The 18,103-nt window shown below is 57.4% G+C and carries 21 protein-coding genes and 2 tRNA genes; 20 read left to right on the forward strand and 3 right to left on the reverse strand.

The annotated features are described in order from the left end of the window. The first annotated feature begins 127 nt into the window (after positions 1–127). Positions 128–544: a VOC family protein gene (locus ACJ8OK_RS01175; RefSeq protein WP_033632528.1), complete on the forward strand. Its 417-nt coding sequence runs from the start codon at positions 128–130 to the stop codon at positions 542–544. Here ACJ8OK_RS01175 and ACJ8OK_RS01180 read toward each other — a convergent pair. Next, on the reverse strand, positions 538–1,116 hold the full coding sequence (locus ACJ8OK_RS01180) for a TetR/AcrR family transcriptional regulator (RefSeq protein ID WP_033632529.1): 579 nt from the start codon (positions 1,114–1,116) through the stop codon (positions 538–540). The genes ACJ8OK_RS01175 and ACJ8OK_RS01180 overlap by 7 nt on opposite strands. A 105-nt stretch (positions 1,117–1,221) precedes the next feature. Between ACJ8OK_RS01180 and ACJ8OK_RS01185 the strand changes: the two genes are divergently transcribed. Continuing rightward, positions 1,222–1,689 carry a nuclear transport factor 2 family protein gene (locus ACJ8OK_RS01185; protein WP_033633619.1) on the forward strand — a complete coding sequence of 156 codons (468 nt, stop codon included), beginning with the start codon at positions 1,222–1,224 and terminating at the stop codon, positions 1,687–1,689. A gap of 6 nt (positions 1,690–1,695) precedes the next feature. Here ACJ8OK_RS01185 and ACJ8OK_RS01190 read toward each other — a convergent pair whose 3' ends face one another. Beyond that, complete coding sequence (locus ACJ8OK_RS01190) at positions 1,696–2,598, reverse strand: LysR family transcriptional regulator (protein ID WP_015378549.1); 903 nt, start codon at positions 2,596–2,598, stop codon at positions 1,696–1,698. Positions 2,599–2,680: 82 nt separating this feature from the next. Between ACJ8OK_RS01190 and blaSPR the strand changes: the two genes are divergently transcribed. From blaSPR to ACJ8OK_RS01210, 4 genes are all read left to right on the forward strand, one after another. Continuing rightward, positions 2,681–3,580, forward strand: coding sequence for an SPR family subclass B3 metallo-beta-lactamase (gene blaSPR, locus ACJ8OK_RS01195; protein WP_033632530.1), 900 nt, complete (start codon positions 2,681–2,683; stop codon positions 3,578–3,580). A gap of 102 nt (positions 3,581–3,682) precedes the next feature. Continuing rightward, positions 3,683–4,012 (forward strand): osmotically-inducible lipoprotein OsmE, encoded by a 330-nt coding sequence (gene osmE / locus ACJ8OK_RS01200; RefSeq protein ID WP_004935874.1) that lies wholly within the window; start codon positions 3,683–3,685, stop codon positions 4,010–4,012. 157 nt (positions 4,013–4,169) lie between these two features. After that, a tRNA-Ser gene (locus tag ACJ8OK_RS01205) sits at positions 4,170–4,257 on the forward strand. A gap of 6 nt (positions 4,258–4,263) precedes the next feature. After that, positions 4,264–4,339 (forward strand) — tRNA-Thr (locus tag ACJ8OK_RS01210). A 75-nt stretch (positions 4,340–4,414) separates the two neighbouring features. Here ACJ8OK_RS01210 and ACJ8OK_RS01215 read toward each other — a convergent pair. Continuing rightward, positions 4,415–5,092, reverse strand: coding sequence for a LexA family protein (locus ACJ8OK_RS01215; protein WP_033632531.1), 678 nt, complete (start codon positions 5,090–5,092; stop codon positions 4,415–4,417). Between the two features lie 241 nt (positions 5,093–5,333). Between ACJ8OK_RS01215 and ACJ8OK_RS01220 the strand changes: the two genes are divergently transcribed. The 14 genes from ACJ8OK_RS01220 (at position 5,334) to gpJ (ending at position 18,091) form a co-directional block, all read left to right on the forward strand. After that, a complete protein-coding gene (locus tag ACJ8OK_RS01220) occupies positions 5,334–5,696 on the forward strand; it encodes an antiterminator Q family protein (RefSeq protein ID WP_033632532.1) in 363 nt (120 codons plus the stop codon). Positions 5,697–6,492: 796 nt separating this feature from the next. Next, positions 6,493–6,804, forward strand: a complete 312-nt coding sequence (locus ACJ8OK_RS01225) for a phage holin family protein (RefSeq protein WP_028127738.1) — start codon at positions 6,493–6,495, stop codon at positions 6,802–6,804. Continuing rightward, positions 6,801–7,241 carry a lysozyme gene (locus ACJ8OK_RS01230; RefSeq protein ID WP_004935847.1) on the forward strand — a complete coding sequence of 147 codons (441 nt, stop codon included), beginning with the start codon at positions 6,801–6,803 and terminating at the stop codon, positions 7,239–7,241. Before ACJ8OK_RS01225 ends, ACJ8OK_RS01230 begins: the two co-directional genes overlap by 4 nt. A gap of 56 nt (positions 7,242–7,297) precedes the next feature. Next, positions 7,298–7,687, forward strand: coding sequence for a hypothetical protein (locus ACJ8OK_RS01235; protein ID WP_213929326.1), 390 nt, complete (start codon positions 7,298–7,300; stop codon positions 7,685–7,687). Next, on the forward strand, positions 7,684–8,076 hold the full coding sequence (locus ACJ8OK_RS01240; protein WP_033632534.1) for an HK97-gp10 family putative phage morphogenesis protein: 393 nt from the start codon (positions 7,684–7,686) through the stop codon (positions 8,074–8,076). Before ACJ8OK_RS01235 ends, ACJ8OK_RS01240 begins: the two co-directional genes overlap by 4 nt. Positions 8,077–8,117: 41 nt before the next feature. Next, positions 8,118–8,573: a major tail shaft subunit gene (locus ACJ8OK_RS01245; protein WP_016926946.1), complete on the forward strand. Its 456-nt coding sequence runs from the start codon at positions 8,118–8,120 to the stop codon at positions 8,571–8,573. Between the two features lie 125 nt (positions 8,574–8,698). After that, entirely contained in the window at positions 8,699–9,064 is a 366-nt protein-coding gene (locus ACJ8OK_RS01250; protein ID WP_004935834.1) for a hypothetical protein, read from the forward strand. Between the two features lie 150 nt (positions 9,065–9,214). Next, a complete protein-coding gene (locus tag ACJ8OK_RS01255; protein ID WP_442530337.1) occupies positions 9,215–11,626 on the forward strand; it encodes a phage tail tape measure protein in 2,412 nt (803 codons plus the stop codon). Next, positions 11,626–11,964: a phage tail protein gene (locus ACJ8OK_RS01260; protein ID WP_004935824.1), complete on the forward strand. Its 339-nt coding sequence runs from the start codon at positions 11,626–11,628 to the stop codon at positions 11,962–11,964. Before ACJ8OK_RS01255 ends, ACJ8OK_RS01260 begins: the two co-directional genes overlap by 1 nt. Before the next feature lie 9 nt (positions 11,965–11,973). Beyond that, positions 11,974–12,726 (forward strand): phage minor tail protein L, encoded by a 753-nt coding sequence (locus tag ACJ8OK_RS01265; RefSeq protein WP_166445277.1) that lies wholly within the window; start codon positions 11,974–11,976, stop codon positions 12,724–12,726. Between the two features lie 9 nt (positions 12,727–12,735). Then, positions 12,736–13,440, forward strand: coding sequence for a C40 family peptidase (locus ACJ8OK_RS01270; protein ID WP_135638393.1), 705 nt, complete (start codon positions 12,736–12,738; stop codon positions 13,438–13,440). Positions 13,441–13,476: 36 nt separating this feature from the next. Continuing rightward, a complete protein-coding gene (locus tag ACJ8OK_RS01275) occupies positions 13,477–13,809 on the forward strand; it encodes a hypothetical protein (protein ID WP_033632540.1) in 333 nt (110 codons plus the stop codon). 121 nt (positions 13,810–13,930) lie between these two features. Continuing rightward, positions 13,931–14,449: a tail assembly protein gene (locus tag ACJ8OK_RS01280; protein WP_369795935.1), complete on the forward strand. Its 519-nt coding sequence runs from the start codon at positions 13,931–13,933 to the stop codon at positions 14,447–14,449. 54 nt (positions 14,450–14,503) lie between these two features. Beyond that, the gene (gene gpJ / locus ACJ8OK_RS01285) at positions 14,504–18,091 is read left to right on the forward strand and encodes a TipJ family phage tail tip protein (protein WP_135638391.1); all 3,588 of its coding nucleotides are present in this window, start codon (positions 14,504–14,506) and stop codon (positions 18,089–18,091) included. Positions 18,092–18,103: the final 12 nt, after the last annotated feature.

Here is an 18,103-nt window from a genome sequence, read left to right on the forward strand (position 1 = left end):
GCGGCCTTCGGGCCGCGTTTTTTTTTGCCTATAAAGCACGGATTGATCCGTTGTCGGCTCGGGAAGCGCTTTGGCTCGCCTCCGTTCGACCTACGCTGTCAGAACGGAAAACAGAGCGGAGGCTATTATGGAACTCAAAATCGACAGGGTGATAGAAACGGTGCTGTACGTCAGCGATATTGAACGCGCGGACGCGTTTTACCGGGAGATGCTGAAGCTGCCGACGATGGCCGCCAACGAACGGTTTCGCGCCTACAACGTCGGCGATCGAAGCGTACTGTTGTTGTTTATCGAAGGTGATTCGCTGCGTGGGGCGCACTACCCGACCGGGTTTATTCCTGCGCACGATGGCGTGGGGCCGGCGCATATCGGGCTGGCGGTGGCGAAAGAGCAGTTGCCGCACTGGGAACGGCATCTGGTGGCCAACGGCGTGGAGATTGAGGGGCGGATGCGCTGGGAACACGGCGGGGAGAGCATTTATTTTCGCGATCCCGACGCCCATCTGTTGGAACTGGTGACGCCGGGCATTTGGGCCAATTACTGATCGAACCCGCCTTGCGCCAACATGTTCAATGCGGCATTCAGCACCTGCAGCGCGGCCTGCGGTTGCCGCTCTATCTGCACTCTGACGATGGCGCCGTCGATCAGCATCGCCAGCATTGCCGCCCGCTGTTCCCGCTGTGGGCCGGCGGGCAGGTGACGCGCCAGTTCATCCGCCATTTGCCGTTTATGCCAGCCGGCGATTTGCAGGCTTTCCGGCAGCAGATCGGCGATTTCCACCGCCGTATTGATAAACGCGCAGCCGCGAAAGCGCGGATCGTCGAACCATTCCGCCAGGCAGGGCGCCAGCGCCGGCAGCAACCCGCCGGTTTGTGCCACATGGCGATCCAGCGCTGTGCTGAACCAGGTGAGCCACTGCTGGTGGCGATAGGCTAAAAACGCCGTAATCAAATCGTTCTTGCTGGGAAAGTGGCGGTAAAACGTCACTTTAGTGACACCTGATTCTTTGATGATGCGATCGATGCCGGTGGCGCGGATCCCTTCCTGATAAAACAGATCGTGAGCCGTCAACAGGATGCGCTGGCGGGCGGGTAAGGTATTGCGATCGGCGGTCATCATTTTCTCCCAGGCTATTTTCGAGTGATTGTAGACAACTCTGTCTACATGCGCTAGCGTAATAATGTAGACAGAGTTGTCTACATTATTACGCAGGAGATGATCATGAGCATTAAACCCCCATTGCCGCCTTTCACCCGTGAATCGGCCAGCGAAAAAGTGCGGTTGGCGGAGGATGCCTGGAACAGCCGCGATCCTGAGCGGGTGTCGCAGGTCTATTCTCTCGATACCCATTGGCGTAATCGCGCAGAGTTTGTCGATGGCCGCGCGGCGGTGGTCGCATTTTTGCAACGCAAGTGGGCGAAAGAGCTGGAGTATCGGCTGATTAAGGAACTGTGGGCGTTTGACGGCGCGCGCATCGCGGTGCGTTTCGCCTATGAGTGGCGCGACGATTCCGGCAACTGGTATCGCAGCTTCGGCAATGAAAACTGGGAGTTCAATCAGGAAGGGTTGATGATTAACCGCCATGCCTGCATCAACGACATGCCGATTCGCGAACAGGATCGGCGTTTTCATTGGCCGCTCGGTCGGCGCCCGGACGATGTCCCGGCGCTGAGCGATTTCGGTTTCTGATCCTACTTAGCGGTAGTAGTGTCGCAGCTCGGCGTGGATGGCGGAAATCAGCCGCTTTCGCCACTCCGGCTCGCCTTTTCGGTATTGAGAAAAAAGGTGACCGATAGCCAGGTTATCGCTAATCGGCAGCGCGCTTAACCCGTGCTTGTCGGGCTGGGCGGTAAACCATGGTTGAGGCACTACCGCCAGCAACGGCGCGCGGCGCAGCACCGGTGGAAGTTGTGCGTAGTCGGCGCAGTTCAGGGCAATGCGGCGGTGCAACCCCTGGCGCTCAAGCTGCCGATCCAGCTCGTTTTCCGTTTGTGGCCACGGATGGCAATAATAATGCGCGTAATCCGCCAGTTCGCTGAAGGCCAGCGCGCGTTTATCTTGCAGGACTGGGTATAGCGGCGGGCCATACAGCGCAATCAGGCGAGTGCGCCCAAGCGCTTCATAATGCAGTGCGCTGGTGCGTTGTTGATGATCGCCCACCGCCAGCACCAGATCGACGCTCCCCTCAAGCAGCTCTTCGCGCCAGGCGCGTCGTTCAAAGTTTTGGCAGTGAATATCGGCATGGCAAGCGGCGCCCTTTTCCGCCAGCAAAGGCAACAGAATAGGGTGCAGAGCGGGGGGCGCCACCAGCGTGAAGCGACGCGGCGCCTGCGGTTGTTGGCCGAACATTTCACTGTCCAGCGAGGAGAACAGCGGCGCCAACTTGTCTTTCAACGACAGTGCAAACAGGGTGGGAACCTGGCGATGTCCTTCTCGGCGAAACAGCGGGTCATCCAACACTTCCCGCAGGCGAGCCAGCGCATGACTGACGGCGGAGGTGCTGATGCCCAGCCGCTCGGCGGTTTTACGGCTGGAACCCGTTACCATCAGCAGATACAGCACTTTCAGCAGATTCATGTCCATTTGTAGAATATTCATCAATTGTCCTTTTTTTAATTGAATACTGTTCAATGTCAGGCCGAGTATACTCCTGCCCGGTTGACACAGACAGAAGAGAAAAATGAAAAAAAGCATGCATTATCTGATGGCGATGGCCTTTTCCTTGAGCTTCTCCACGCAGGCGAAGTTAGACCCGGCGCAGCCGTTGTCTAGCGCTCCGCCATACTCGCTGTTTGAAGAGTGGGCGCAGCCGATAGCGCCGTTCCAGATCTTTGAGCAGGTGTATTACGTCGGCACGAGCAACCTGTCGTCGGTATTGTTGAGCACGCCGCAGGGATTGATTTTGATCGATGCGGGGTTGGAGAGCAGTGCACCGGGCATCAAAGCGAATATCGAACGGCTGGGGTTTAGCATTAAGGATCTGAAATATATCCTGAACAGCCATGCAAGGCTCGATCAGGCCGGCGGCATTGCGCAGCTGAAACGCTGGAGCGGCGCGAGGCTGGTGGCCAGCGCGGCCAATGCGCGGCAGTTGGCGTTAGGTGGACGGCAGGATTTCGCGTTGGGGGATACGCTCACTTTCCCGGCCGTGCAAACGGATATTGTGGTTGCCGATGGCGACAGCATCACCCTTGGCGGCCTGACGCTGACCGCGATGATGACGCCGGGGCATCTGCCGGGCGCGACGTCGTGGTTGACCACGCTACGGCATAACGGCAAGCCGTATCGCTTTATCTATGCTGACAGCCTGGCTACACCGGGTTACTACCTGATCGGCAACAAAAACTATCCGCAGCTGATTGAGGACATTCGCGGCAGTTTCGCCCGTTTGGCGCGGGTGCAGGCGGATATATTTATCGCCAATAAAGGGACGCGTTTCGCTTTGGCCGACAAATGGCGGCGTTTGCAGGCCGGCGATACGCAGGCATTTATCGATCCCGCAGGGCTGCAGCGTTACGTGCAGGAGTCACAGCAGGGGTTTGAAGAGCAGCTGAAACGACAGGAAAACGTCAAACGCTGATCGACGAGCGTAAACCGCACCGATCGACAAACGGGAATTTGTAGAAAAGCCTTTCCACTTCTAGACTTAGGGGACAACAAACGTACTCCAAGAGGACAAGCTATGACGAAGAAGTTGGTTTTGGCCGTCGGTACTGCAGCGGTATTTTCCATTCTTGCCGGCTGCACCGCCTATGACCGTGCAACCAGTTATGTCAATGAGCCGGTGGTCAGCGATGTCAAAGTAGGGATGACCAAGCAGCAGGTGCGGGCGATTGCCGGTCCGCCGTCGACGTCTGCCACGCTGATTCATGCGCAAGGCACTTGCGATACCTATGCGGTCGCGCCGCGCGATGGCAAGGTGCAAACGTACTTTGTCAGCTACAACGACACGGGCCATGTCATGAACAAGGGCTATCAAACCTGTTCCGACTACGATTCGCAGCCGAAGTAATCGCGTTTCAGCCGAACATAAAAGCCTCGCTTTTGCGGGGCTTTTCATTTTTTAAGCGTTTAAGGCCTGAAGTTTAGGCAACTGCACCGCCCATGCCATTTTTTTGCATCAAAATGATAGACATTTCATAACGGTATCGCTAATATCAGCGCCCATTGGAAGGATGGCCGAGTGGTTTAAGGCAACGGTCTTGAAAACCGTCGAGTGTAACAGCTCCCAGAGTTCGAATCTCTGTCCTTCCGCCAAATTCAGCCGGCTTAGCTCAGTAGGTAGAGCAACTGACTTGTAATCAGTAGGTCACCAGTTCGATTCCGGTAGCCGGCACCATGAGTGCCAAAAAACCGCCAGCCGCAAGGTTGGCGGTTTTTTGCTTTATGCGGTTCTCAACGCGGCACTCATGGGCTAGGGCAGCCAGGCGCCAAGCACCACCCCGATAATCGCGTACTCATCGGCATTCTGCGCCGGGCAACCCGGCATGCTTCCCTTAAGCCATCGATGCCCGGCTTCCTCGACATACCTTCTAAAGATGAGTTCCGCGCTGTCACAGCGTTTCGCTATCACCTTATCGCCGGACATAAGCTCGGTTATGCCGGCAGTAACGGGTTCGACAAGTATCAAGGCGCCCTTTGGGTAATTGGCGCCGGCAGAGCCGTTCATCGTGTCATCCCGCACCGGCAACCAGTAGGCCTGAGCGCTGCATTGCACCATTGCCGGGTAGTGGACGGTCGTTCCTTTGCGAAGCTGTTCATGAGATAACGGCAATGTCCATGCCAGCAGCGGAAGCGTTTTACCCAAGGTCTGTGCTGTCTTCTGCCTGACGGGGCGTAGCCCGATTTGCTCCAGGCCATCCAGCCAGCCGATTTGCACGGCGAAGTACTGTTCAATCCTTCGCGCCATATCGCCACTGATGCCCTTTTTGCCTTTCTTGCCCGGCGGGTAGAGCAGGCGAGAGACATAGTCCGCGGCAATACCGAGCGCCTCCGCAAGGCGCTTTTGTCCCCCGACGCCGAGGTTATCGATCAGGATGATCAGGCGCTCTCGCCGCATCTCCTGGAGGTGCATTTTTTGCTCGTTTTTCATGGGGTCATCGTACCTAAATTTACCTGTAGGTAAATGGATTTTCGCTATTGAAAAAAAGATACCTCTGGGTATACTTGGCACTGGTTATTTATACAGTATTTGATGTAATACCCTCGGCGAGCACGCCGGGCGGAGCGGTTGTTGCGTGTTGGCGCACGCCGAGCAGAAGAGCGGCTCGACCGACGTCGGTCAACGACATGGAGCCCTGGCGATGTGGCAAACGCCCAAAGGAGGTGGAAGCATGAGAGATATGAATGAAGTGTTGGAGCGGTGGGGCGTATGGGCCAGGGATAACAGCGGCATCGATTATTCCCCCATTGCTGCCGGGTTCAGAGGGCTGTTGTCCTATAAATCGAAAGGTGAACGTTCCTGCTGCGATGATGATGGCCTGGTGATCGACGGTTGCGTGGGCAGATTGAAGAAATACAAACCCGAAGAGTTCGATCTCATCATTGCCCACCATGTTTATGGCATATCTCTGCGTAAGATCGCCCTGAAAAGGAAATGTTCAGACGGTACGATACGCAAAGAGATGCAAACGGCGGAGGGATTCATCGGGGGATGCCTGGCGATGTTGGATATAAAGTTGAGTATGGATCGCTGAAACTGCTGTCGTTGAAGTTGATGAGGGTTTATTTCTCGTTTCACTGTGACATCAGGAATAACAATAGCGTATGCGCGTTGCAATAATTTAAAAAAAGACTCACGCGTACGCAAATAAGCGCGTAATCTGATAAAACTGAGTCGTTGCCGGCGCCGCCGCACGATAACTAAACCTCGCTCCGGCGGGGTTCTGTTTTTTTATAATAAAAGACTCACGCGTACGCAAATAAACGCGTAATCTGATAAAACTGAGTCGTTGCCGGCGCCGCCGCGCGATAACAAAACCTCGCTCCGGCGGGGTTTTGTTTTTTTATAATAAAAGACTCACGCGTACGCAAATAAACGCGTAATCTGATAAAACTGAGTCGTTGCCGGCGCCGCCGCACGATAACTAAACCTCGCTCCGGCGGGGTTTTGTTTTTTTATAATAAAAGACTCACGCGTACGCAAATAAACGCGTAATCTGATAAAACTGAGTCGTTGCCGGCGCCGCCGCACAATAACTAAATCTCGCTCAGGCGGGTTTTTTCATTTTTAGCCTCCTTGTCAAAACGGTTAATCACTCACTGAATAATGACTGTCGTTGAATGACCACGACGGGAGGCTAATCCTTCTCCTTTATAAAGCGGCGCAATTCTTATTTATCTGCTCAGGTTGAACAGAATGGATAAGCCATTTTCGATAGCGTAAATGGCCGCTTTTTAAATGGAACAGGAATGACGAAGAGGGGCGCCGCATTTAGCCGCTCTTTTCCATGACTCCCGACGATCGGGCTATGCCCCGGTAAGGGGAGGGTGATGATTATGCCTTGGAAAAATGAACCAAACATCCTTTCAATGCTGCTTGCTTTCGGCATGACGCTGCTGGGGGCGATCGCCAGCTATTCCTTCAAGGTTTTGAACGGCGAAACTTTTAGCTGGAGGACGCTGTTTTTGCAGCTGTTCGTCTCTATTTTCGCTGGCTTGACCATGGTGATGATTGCGCTGCATTACGACTGGCCTTCGGAGGTGATGGGCGGCGTATGCGGCATGGCGGGGTGGTCGGGAGCATCGCTGATCAAGGCATTGGAACGCCGATTTCTCAATAAAGCGTCAGGAGGAAATCAATGAAGATAAGTGACGATGGCATGGCGCTGATTAAGCGTTTCGAAGGCCTGCGGTTGCAGGCTTATCAGGACTCGGTCGGCGTTTGGACCATCGGCTATGGGTGGACTCAACCGGTAGCGGGACGAAAAGTGGGGGCCGGCATGGCGATCGATGCCGCAACGGCCGAGCGTTTGCTGGTGTGCGGTGTCGCCCAATTCGAACAGGGCGTCGAACGGCTGGTGGCGGTGACGATCACGCAGGGGCAGTTCGATGCGCTGGTGAGCTTCGCCTATAACCTGGGCTTGCGTGCGCTGGAGAAATCGACGCTGCTGCGCCGGCTGAATGCCGGCGATCGGCAGGGGGCGGCCGACCAGTTCGGCCGATGGGTGAATGCGGGCGGTGTGCGGCTCGATGGGCTGGTTGCCCGGCGTGCGGCGGAACGCGCGCTGTTCCTTTCCTGATGCCTGAATGCGTCTGTAAAACGATTCCCCCTCAAAACGACGGAGACCTTGCCCAAATGATTGAAGATGAAATCCAACGCTCGCTGGCCGCGCTAACCCATCTGGCGGTTCATCCGCTGATCTTGCCGGATCCGCAGCAAGAAGGTGTGACCTATCAGAAGATCAGCGATCTGAAAGTGAACACCGGTCTGGTTGACAGTTCGCTGGTGCAGAGCCGTTTTCAGATCGTGCTGTATGTGATCGACGATTACTCCCGGCTGATCGCTCTGGATAAGGCGGTTTTGAACGCCTGGGAAGGGGTTCGACATGGTCATATCGGCCAATGGCCGGTACAGGCGGTTACGCGCAGCACCCTTTTGCAGATCGCCACGCCCTTGGCGGATAACCGCGTTCAGTATCGGATGGCGCGCGATTACCTCATTACCCATTCCGAGGTGGCGGCGTGATCGCCATAAACGTTTCCGGCATGGCGGAATTGGCTCGCCGCTTGGAAGCGATTCGGCGCGAGGTCGCCAGTCACATTCTGCCGGAGGCAGGCCACGCCGCGCTGGCGCCGCTGCTCAGCACGATGCAGCAGTGTGCCGAGCGGGGGGCGTCAAACAGCGAGCCATCGCTGAGCGCCGGCATCGCGATACGTCCGGCTGTTACCGGATGGAACGCGGTGACGTTGCGTGTCGGCCCCAGTAAACAGCATTACCACAGAGCCCTGGCGCAGGAGTACGGCACGGCAACGCAAGCCGCCGCCCCGTTTATTCGCCCTGCGCTGGATCACCATAAGCACCAAGTGTTACGCATCCTGGCGGCTCACGTCCGCTATGGCATCGAAAACCGGTAGCGACCGCTACCATCCTTCATCAAAAAAGAGAGAGAAAAACTATGGCTGATAAAACCTCGCCAGAATACGCCATGCTGCCTGCCGGCACTATCGTCAAATGGGGCACCGTCGGGGCTGCACCGACGGCCATGAAGGCGCTGACCAACTGTAAAGCGGTGGGTGAAATGGGGCAAACCGGCGGTTTTGTCGATTGCACCACGCTGCTGGATACCGCCAAGCAGTTTATTTCCGACCTGCCGGAAGGCGCGGAGAAGTCCATCGGTTTCATCGACGATCCGTCCAACGCCGATTTCGCGGCGCTGCTGAATGCGGCGGACAAGCGCGAAACGGTGCAGTTCTACGTCGAGCTGCCGAACGGCCGCACCTCCACCTCCATCCTGTCGCTGTCCGGCTGGAAAATGAATGAGATCACCGCCCCGGCGAGCGAAGTCATTCAGATTACCGTCCAGGGCAAGCAAAACAGCAACACCTGGGGCTCGGTCACCCCGAAGGTGTGACGAGCCGACGATCGCGCTGGGTTAACGTCTGAGGGCGCTCGGCGCGATCGCTTCCGCCGCGGGCCATGCGGTCTGCGGCAACCCGCTGATGCGCAGAGTAAACTGAATTGAACAAGGAAAAACCGATGAGTGAGAAATACGATCTGAAAGCGCTGAAAGCGGCGCTGCTGAAATCCGACGATCACGTGATTGAAACGCAGATTTTTGGCGCCAAAGCCTTTATTCGCCGCCTGAAAGCGGCGGAGCTGCAGGAAAACGAAGACGGCATGAAGGCCGCCATCGACAGCGGTGACATGAGCAAAGCCGCTCAGCTCAACGTGCAGCTGCTGCTGTCATGCCTGATGACGCCGGACGGCAAACGTATCCCGGCCGGCGCCTTGCCGAGCGTAGACGATCTGCTGGCGGCGCACGACAACCCAACGCTGGTCGAAGCCATCGGTGCCGTCAAGCGCCATGCAGTCGGTAGCCTGGAGGAAGCGGAAAAAAACTGACTGACTCGCCCTGGCTGATGTTGGTGTTCCAACTGGCCGATCGCTGGGGTGAGTCGGATCCTCGCAAGATAGCCGCGCTGCCGGCGCACATCCTGAATCACTGGCGGGCATACTTCAAACTGCAAGGCATGACGGCCGATGCGGCGGAGAGTGCCCCCGTTCATCAATCCGGTCAGCCCGCGCAAAGCAGTATTGATATGCAGTGTGCTGACGTTATGCGAGTGCTGGGAAATGGCTGATACCGCACAGTTGGTCGTCGGGTTGCAACTGAATGACACCAACTTTAAAAACAAACTGACGGCGGCTTACCGCACCGCCGGGGAACAATCCGCCAAATTTAACCGCCAGGCTCAGCAGGATGCGAAGAAGACCGACGAGTCGTATCAACGCATCGGCGGCACGCTTGGCGGCCTGGCGGGGAAACTGGCTGGGCTGGCCGGCGTTGAACTGTCGCTGCAGGGCCTCGCCGCCACCTCGCGCCAGTATGGGCAGGCGCTCACCGAACTTGCGTCCATCACCGTCGCCGCGACGGCGCAGATGAAACAGTTGGACGACGCGGCCCGCCAGGCGAGCAGCGCTTCCGGCGAAGGCGGCAGCCGGGCGGAGGAGATGCTGAAACTGGCCGGCGGCCTGAATGACAGCGCGGCGGCCTGGCGCGATCAGGCTGCGGCGGCGCGTGGGGCGGCTCAGGCGACATCGGGCGTCGGTTCTGCCTCTCGCGTCGCGCTGGGGATGCTTGGTGGCCCGATCGGTGTCGCCATCCAGGCGGGATTGGGGATGGCATACTTTTATGAGCAAACAATGCAAGCCAAAGAGGCTGCGGTGAGTCTGAAAGATGCTGCGATTCTAACTACGTCAGAGCTTATCAAACTGTCTAGTAAGCAACTTGCCCTGAGAAAATTAGATCTCAGTGAGCAGCTCGAGGAACAGCTTAGTGAGCGAGATAAGCAGCAGAACTTGTTGGATTATGCAAACAAGCGAATAGAACGAATACAGAGTAACCCAGGTCGGCTGGGTGACATATTTGGTGTTGAAAAGCAACTGCAAGCTACGCGGGTGCGTGCAGAAGCGGCTCTCGAGTCAATAGACATCGGGATTCAAAATACTCGCACTAGTATGCAAAATATTGACCAAGCTAACCTTCTTGTTTTGACAGGGGCAGCTCGTCAATTTAATCAGCCAGCAGGTAATATTTTGCCCGCTACTGCAACTGCGCAGGCGCAGTTGATGCCCTCTCCGCCCCCTGCTTATACATTGGATATTGTAAATACAGATAATCTTGGACGTGAGCGACAGCAGGCTCTTGATCAGTACCAACAGCTGCGTCAGGAAATCGAGCAGGCGCATCTGAGCAGCCTCGAAAAAATCACCCAGGATGAACAAAGCGCGCAGGCCAAGCTGGCGTCAACAGCCAAGGCGGCCGGTGCCGGGCAGGCCGATGTGCAGCGTGCGATGGCGCTGAACGCCGAGAAGTATCAGCGGCAGCGGCAACAGCTCGCTGAACAATACGCGCCAGGGCAGGCGGCGGTGCGCAAAGAGCAAGAGATCGGCAAGGCGCTGAAGGCGTTGTATGACGGGCGGCTGTTGACCGAACGCGAGTACCAGACCGCCAGCCGGATGCAGCAGCAAGAAACGACGCGCCAGCGGTTGAAGGCTGAAACCGATGCGCTCGCCGCGCCGGGCATGAACATTGCCGGTGATGTGGATCCTGCCGTTCGCCTTAACAATCAACTGGTGCAGCAGCAGGCGCAATACCAGGCCTACTACCAGCAAGGCATTCTGGATAAACAGCGCTATGAACAGCTGATGCAGGCGGCGACGCAGGAATCGTCGGACGCTCAGTATCAGCAGGCGCTGAGTCTGTTCGGCGGGCAGAGCCGCGTGCACAAGATGGCGCTGGGGCTGGTGGACATGACGCGGGAACGGACCTCCGGCATGATGTTCGATCTGCTGACCGGGACGCAAAACTTTAAGCAAAGCATGCTCGGCCTGTTGACCTCCATGACGCAGTCCATCATTCAGCAACTGATCGATCTGGCGATGCAGGCGCTGTTGACCAGAACCATTCTTTCCACCTTTATGAATATCGGCAGCGGCTTGCTGGGCGGGGCTGCAAGCGCCGGCGCGGGCGCGGCCGGTTCAGGCGCGATGGGCATGCCGACCGGTTGGCAAGGCTATGTCCCCAACGCCAAAGGCGGCGTGTACGCCTCGCCCTCGCTGAGCGCATTCAGCGGCCAGATCGTCAGCAATCCCACGTTGTTCGCGTTCGCCAGAGGCGCCGGCTTGATGGGCGAAGCCGGGCCGGAGGCCATTATGCCGCTCAAACGCGGCGCGGACGGTTCGCTCGGCGTGCGGGCGATCGGCGGCGGCCAGCAGTCTGCGGCGGCGCCGAATGTCTACATCACCATAGAGAACAGCGGCAACGTCAGTTCGCAGGCCGATCCGGGATGGGGCGAGTTCGGTAAACGGATGGGCAATATCGCCGCGCAGGAAAGCCAAAAGGTAATCAACCGTAACTTGATGCCGGGCCAGCCGATTTGGAAAGCAATCAAGGGGATGTAATGGGCATTCAGACATTTGAATTTCCGGCGCGCGTCAATGCCGCCGGCGATATGCGCTTTCGCGTCAGAAAGGCGCAGTTCGGCGACGGCTATGCGCAGGTCTCCGGCGACGGCATTAACCCGATCGTGCGCTCCTGGGATCTGACCTTTGTCGGCAAGTATGACTACATCACGCCGATTATCGTCTTTCTGGAAAATCATCATGGGGTGAAGTCCTTCCAATGGACGCCACCGACGCAGGTTCCCGGCCTTTACCGCTGCGAGGGTTATAAACCGGTCGCGATGGGCGGGGACAACTATTCACTGACGGCCACGTTTACCGAGGCTTTTCACGTTTAACCGGGGGAGATGATGCTGAATTCAGATTTGCAAAAGCTGGAACCGGGCAACCGCATCCGCCTGATTGAGGTAGACGGCACCCGGTTTGGCGCCGATATTCTGCGCTTTCATTGCGATACTCTGCCTTTTACGCCGCAAGAGCTGGCCGCCGCCGGCGGTGATGAAAGCAAACTGCCGGCGAAATCGATCTGGTGGCAGGGGCAGGAGTACGGCCCATGGCCGTTTAGCATAGAAGGATTGGAGATCTCCGCCGACAGCCAGGGCAACGCGCCCAAGCTGTCGGTCGCCAATATCAACGGCCTGATCAGCGCGCTCTGCCTGCAGTTTGAGGACATGGCGCAGGCCAAGGTGCGGATCCACGACACGCTGGTGCACTACCTTGACGCCCGCAATTTCCCGCAAGGGAACTCTTCGGCCGATCCGCTGCAGGAAAAGCTGCAGGTGTTCTACATCGATCGCAAGGCGACGGAAAGCGATGAGGCGGTGGAGTTCGAACTCTCCAGCCCGGCGGACCTGCGGGGGTTGCGCATCCCGACTCGGCAAATCCACAGCCTGTGCACCTGGTGCTCGCGCGGCGGCTATCGCACCGGTAACGGCTGCGATTACGCCGGTAGCCGTTACTTTGACGACAAAGGCAACCCGGTGGAGGATCCGAGCCAGGATCGCTGCGGCGGGCTGTTGAGCGACTGCCAAAAACGCTTTGGCGAGCACGAGCCGCTGCCGTTCGGCGGCTTCCCCGGCGCGGCGTTGATCCGGCAGTAGGGGGCGAGCATGAAAGAAAAAACCGCGACGGCCATTATGGCGCACGCCAGGGCTGAGTACCCGCGCGAATGCTGCGGCGTGGTGGCGCAAAAATCCCGCGTGGAGCGCTATTTTCCGTGCCGAAACCTGGCAGACAACCCCACCGAGCAGTTTCATCTGGCGCCGGAAGATTACGTGGCCGCCGCCGAATGGGGCACCATCACCCTCATTGTGCACAGCCACCCGGACGCCACAACGCAGCCGAGTGAGCTGGACAAGGCGCAGTGCGACGCGATGGGGTTGCCCTGGGCGATCGCCAGCTGGCCGGAGGGGGATTTGCGCACCATTTTGCCGCGCGGCGAACTGCCGCTGGTGGGCCGCCAGTTCGTGCTGGGGCATACCGACTGTTGGGGGCTGGTCATGAGCTATTTCCGCCAGGAGCACGGCATAACGCTGCACGATTACCGCGTTGATTACCCGTGGTGGGAGCAGGGTGAAAACCGCTATCTGGATAACTGGCATGCGTGCGGCTTTCGCGAGTTCGATGGCCCGCCACGCTCAGGCGACATGGCGGTCATGCAGGTTTCGGCGCCGGTGGCCAACCACGCCGGCATTCTGCTGGCAGATGGCCTGTTGCTGCACCATATGTACGGCATGCTCAGCCAGCGGGTGCCTTACGGTGGGTATTGGAAAGAGCGAACGGTAAAGGTGTTGCGCCACAAAGCCCTGATGTGATGCTATCATTCCACTTTTCAGCTTAAGGAAAAGGTAATGAAGAAGATTTTATTAATTATGGCTCTGTTTATTTCTGGGTGTAATACTGTAAGCAGTTTGAAAGATAGTACTCCCATTGCTTCGGGGAACTCGAAAAAATCGGAACAGGCGTTCGTCTATTGTGTGATCGCTGAGTGGAATAAGCATTCATATTTGCAACCGATGATCACTCAACCATTACCGGATGGACATTCGCTACAGTTTAACGATCCCTGGCGTGGTCCCGTATTCATCCTTGATGTTGTCAGTAATAATGAAGGTAGCAGTTATCGCTTATATAGAAGTAAAGAAATAGATTTCTATGAGCAGGCTATCACGCAATGTAAATGACCTGCTTCGGCAGGTTTTTTTTTATGGTGGCATTATGTCTTTTATCGATATTCCTCTAAGAACTGTCAGGTTTCATGGTCCGATGATTCAGTTGTTTGGCCGGGAGTTTAAATACCGGGCCATGACTGTTACCAAAGCCATTGATGCAATGAAGAACTTGTTACCCGGCTTCGAGCGCTACATGCTGGAGGCGCACAAACGCGGCCTGACATTTTCTATTTTCGTTGGTAAACGCAATGTCCGGCAGGATGAGCTAGAGCTCACCAAAGGGTCGGAAGATATTCACCTTGTTCCCGTCGTAATTGGGAGCAAGCGAGCTGGACTGTTTCAAACAATTCTTGGGGCTGCATTAGTGGCTTTGTCCATTTGGAATCCTGCCCTTTTAGGTATGTCGACAGCCGTTGCACAAGGTATTGGTGTTGCTGGCGCTTCCCTTGCCCTCGGCGGCGTTGTCCAAATGCTCTCCCCGCAAATGGGCGGGTTGCGCATGCGGCAAGGCCCGGAGAATAAACCGAGCTATGCCTTTGGCGGGCCGGTCAACACCACGGCGCAGGGCAACCCCGTCGGTGTGCTGTACGGCACGCGTGAAATTGGCGGGGCGATTATCTCCGCAGGTATTTATACCGAAGACCAGCAATAACCATCATCCGTTTGAACAGACAGCCGCAATAGCGGCTTTTTTTATGGGCGAAATATGGCACAGAACATGATCCGTGGGCGTAAAGGCGGCGGCGGTGGCGGCCACACGCCGGTAGAATCGCCGGACAGCATTCAGTCGATCGCCAGAGCGAAGATGCTGTTCGCATTAGGCGAAGGGGAGTTTGCCGGCGGGCTGGATGGCACAAACATTTTTGTTGACGGTACGCCGGTGCTGAGCAGCGACGGAACGGAAAACTTTCCCGGTTTCCGCTGGGAATTCCGCCCTGGCTCGCAGGCGCAGGAATATATCCAGGGTATTCCCGCCGTTGAGAATGAGATCTCGGTTGGCAGTGAACTGAAAAGCGGCGCGCCGTGGGTGCGCTCCGTCTCTAACCTGCAGCTTTCCGCCGTTCGACTGCGTCTGGGGTGGCCCATGCTGCAAAAGCAGGCGGACAACGGCGACGTCAACGGCTATCGCATCGAGTACGCCATCGATGTGGCGACCGACGGCGGCAGCTACCAGGAGGTGTTAACGGCGGCGATCGACGATAAAACCACCTCGCTGTATGAACGTTCGCACCGCATCAATTTGCCGAAGGCCACCACGGGATGGCAGCTGCGCGTACGCCGGTTGACGCCTAACGCCAACAGCGCCCGGATCGCCGACCGGATGAACATCGAGGCGCTGACCGAAATCATCGACGCCAAGCTGCGCTATCCGAACACTGCGCTGCTTTACGTTGAGTTTGATTCAAAGCAGTTCCCCAACATCCCGAAGATCAGCTGCAAACCGCGCGGCCGCCTGATCCGCGTGCCGGACAATTACGATCCGCAAACGCGCAGCTATACCGGCATCTGGAGCGGCGGCTTTCAGTGGGCCTACAGCGATAACCCGGCGTGGGTGTTTTACGACATTATTTTGGCCGAGCGCTTTGGCCTGGGCGATCGCATCGACGCCTCCCAGGTCTCCGAGTCCGAACTGTACCGCATCGCGCAGTATTGCGATCAGCCGGTGTCGGACGGGCGCGGCGGCGAGGGCATGGAGCCGCGCTTCACCTGCAACGTTTATCTGCAGTCACGGGAAGAGGCCTGGACGGTACTGAGCGATTTGGCCGGCATCTTCCGCGGCATGACCTATTGGGGGCAAAACCAAATGGTCGCCCTGGCGGACATGCCGCGCGATATGGACTTCACCTACACCCGCGCCAACGTGATCGACGGCAAGTTTACCTACTCGTCCGCCAGCGAACGCACCCGTTACAGCACCGCGATGGTCAGCTGGTCCGATCCGGGCAACCATTACGCCGATGCGATAGAGGCGGTATTCGACAGCGATCTGGTACGCCGCTACGACGTGAACCAGACCGAGCTGACGGCCATCGGCTGCACCACGCCGAGCGAAGCGAACCGCCGCGGCCGCTGGGCGCTGTTGACCAACAGCAAGGATCGTACGGTCAGCTTCTCCGTGGGGCTGGACGGCATGATCCCCATGCCGGGGCATATCGTCGGCGTGGCGGACCAGATGCTGGCCGGACGAGTGATTGGCGGGCGCCTCAGCGGCGTGGACGGACGTAAACTGACGCTGGACAGGACGCCGGGCGCCAAAGCCGGAGATCGCCTGATCGTTAACCTGCCTTCAGGTAAAGCGCAGGCGCGCACCGTGCAGGCGGTGAATGATCGCGTAGTGACCGTCACCACCGCCTACAGCGAGACGCCGGCGCCGGAAGCGGCATGGTCCATCGATGCGGACGATCTGGCGGTGCAGCTTTACCGCGTGGTGGGCATCGCCGACAACGGCGATAACACCTATACCGTCAACGCCGCGGAACACGATCCGAACAAGTACGCCCGCATCGATACCGGCGCGCGTATCGACGATCGTCCGATCTCCATCATTCCGCCCGGCGTGCAGGCGCCGCCGAAAAACATCACCATCGACAGCTACTCCTCGGTGAGCCAGGGTATCGCCATTACCACCCTGCGCGCCGCCTGGGGCGCGGTTGAAAATGCCATCGCCTATGAGGCGGAATGGCGCAAAGATAACGGCAACTGGGTGTCGGTGCCGCGCACCTCGGCGCTCGGCTTTGAAGTGCCGGGGATTTACGCCGGCCGTTATCGGGTGCGGGTGCGGGCCATCAACGCCAGCAATGTGTCGTCTGTCTGGGCGACCTCGATGGAAACCTACCTCAAGGGCAAAGAGGGCAAGCCGCCGATGCCGGTCGACTTCAAAGCATCGCCTTTGCTGTGGGGCATCCAGCTCGACTGGGCGTTCCCCATCGGCGCTGAAGATACGCTCAAGACCGAAATTCAGTATGCAGACAACGCCGCCGGGAATAATGCGATGCTGCTGGCCGATATCCCGTATCCGCTGCACACCCACGCCATGACCGGGTTGAAGGCGGGACAGGGCTTCTGGTTCCGCGCGCGCCTGCAAGACCGCACGGGCAATCAGGGCGACTGGACAGGCTGGAGCGCCGGGCAGGCGAACGCGGACGCCGGCGACTATCTCGAGAACATCGGCGACGATCTTCTGACCGCGAAAGACGGCGAGCGGCTGGTGGGCGATATCGACACCAACATCGACGCCATCTTGCAGAATGCGCTGGCCAACAAGGCGACGGTGGATCACCAGTGGGCGCAGTACGGCACGGTGCGCGCCGATATCATGGTGGTGAAAACCACCATCTCGGAGGTCGATCGCGGGCTGGCCGAGATGAAAACCCAGGTGCAGGCGCAGATTGACGACGTGGCGGCGGTGCTGGAAGACAAACTGACGGCGACGGTAGACGCCGACGGCGCCACGGCCATCCATACGCTGAAAGCGGGCGTGCGGGTGAACGGCACCTTCTACAACGCCGGCATGTCGATCGCGGTATTGGCGGAAAACGGCAGGCCGGTCACCACCCGCGTCGGCTTTAACGCCAACCAGTTCGTGCTGATGAGCGGCAACAACAGCAATCAGTATTCGCCGTTTGCCGTGGTGGATGGACAGGTGTTTATTAGCGACGCGTTTATTCGCAATGGCACTATCGATAGCGCAAAGATCGCACAGCATATCCAGTCTTCTAATTGGGTAAGTGGGCAGCGTGGCTGGGCGATAAATAAAGACGGTGGGGCACAATTCAATAACATTAGCGCCCGTGGAGCAATATATGCCGACACCGGTGAGTTTAAAAATGGTGTGATTGGCAATTGTCGAATTCTTGAAAACTGTTCCATTGAGGGGAAACTTTCCGCTGCGAATATCGAGGGCGCGATCATGGATGGCTCGATGTTAAGCTGGACGGGTTATCATACTAATGCGAGTCGGTTATTACGTTTTGGCGGTAATAATGTTATTCCCGTTCGTGTTTTTGGACAGATTCAAATTAGAAGAAGCGGACGCGGCTATCCTCACGGTTATGGCGGGGTTAGGCAAAATGCAACCGGTGGAGGCTATATGCCAGAGGTTCCCGTTAGTTCCAGTTCAGGTAGCGGACAACCTTCGGTATCCATCGTTTATGTCGATGCATTAATTGGGAAGTCTTCGACTGCCTTTTGGCAGCTTGCCTCAGGAGAGCTTGACCAAGGACAATCGCACTCAACGACTTTTATTGTGAATATCTTTGCCACGCCACAATATACGGCCTTTGCGCTGGAGTAATCATCACCTCCG

The organism is Serratia sp. CY71090, assembly GCF_052166845.1.
In the GTDB taxonomy this organism is placed as follows: domain Bacteria; phylum Pseudomonadota; class Gammaproteobacteria; order Enterobacterales; family Enterobacteriaceae; genus Serratia; species Serratia nematodiphila.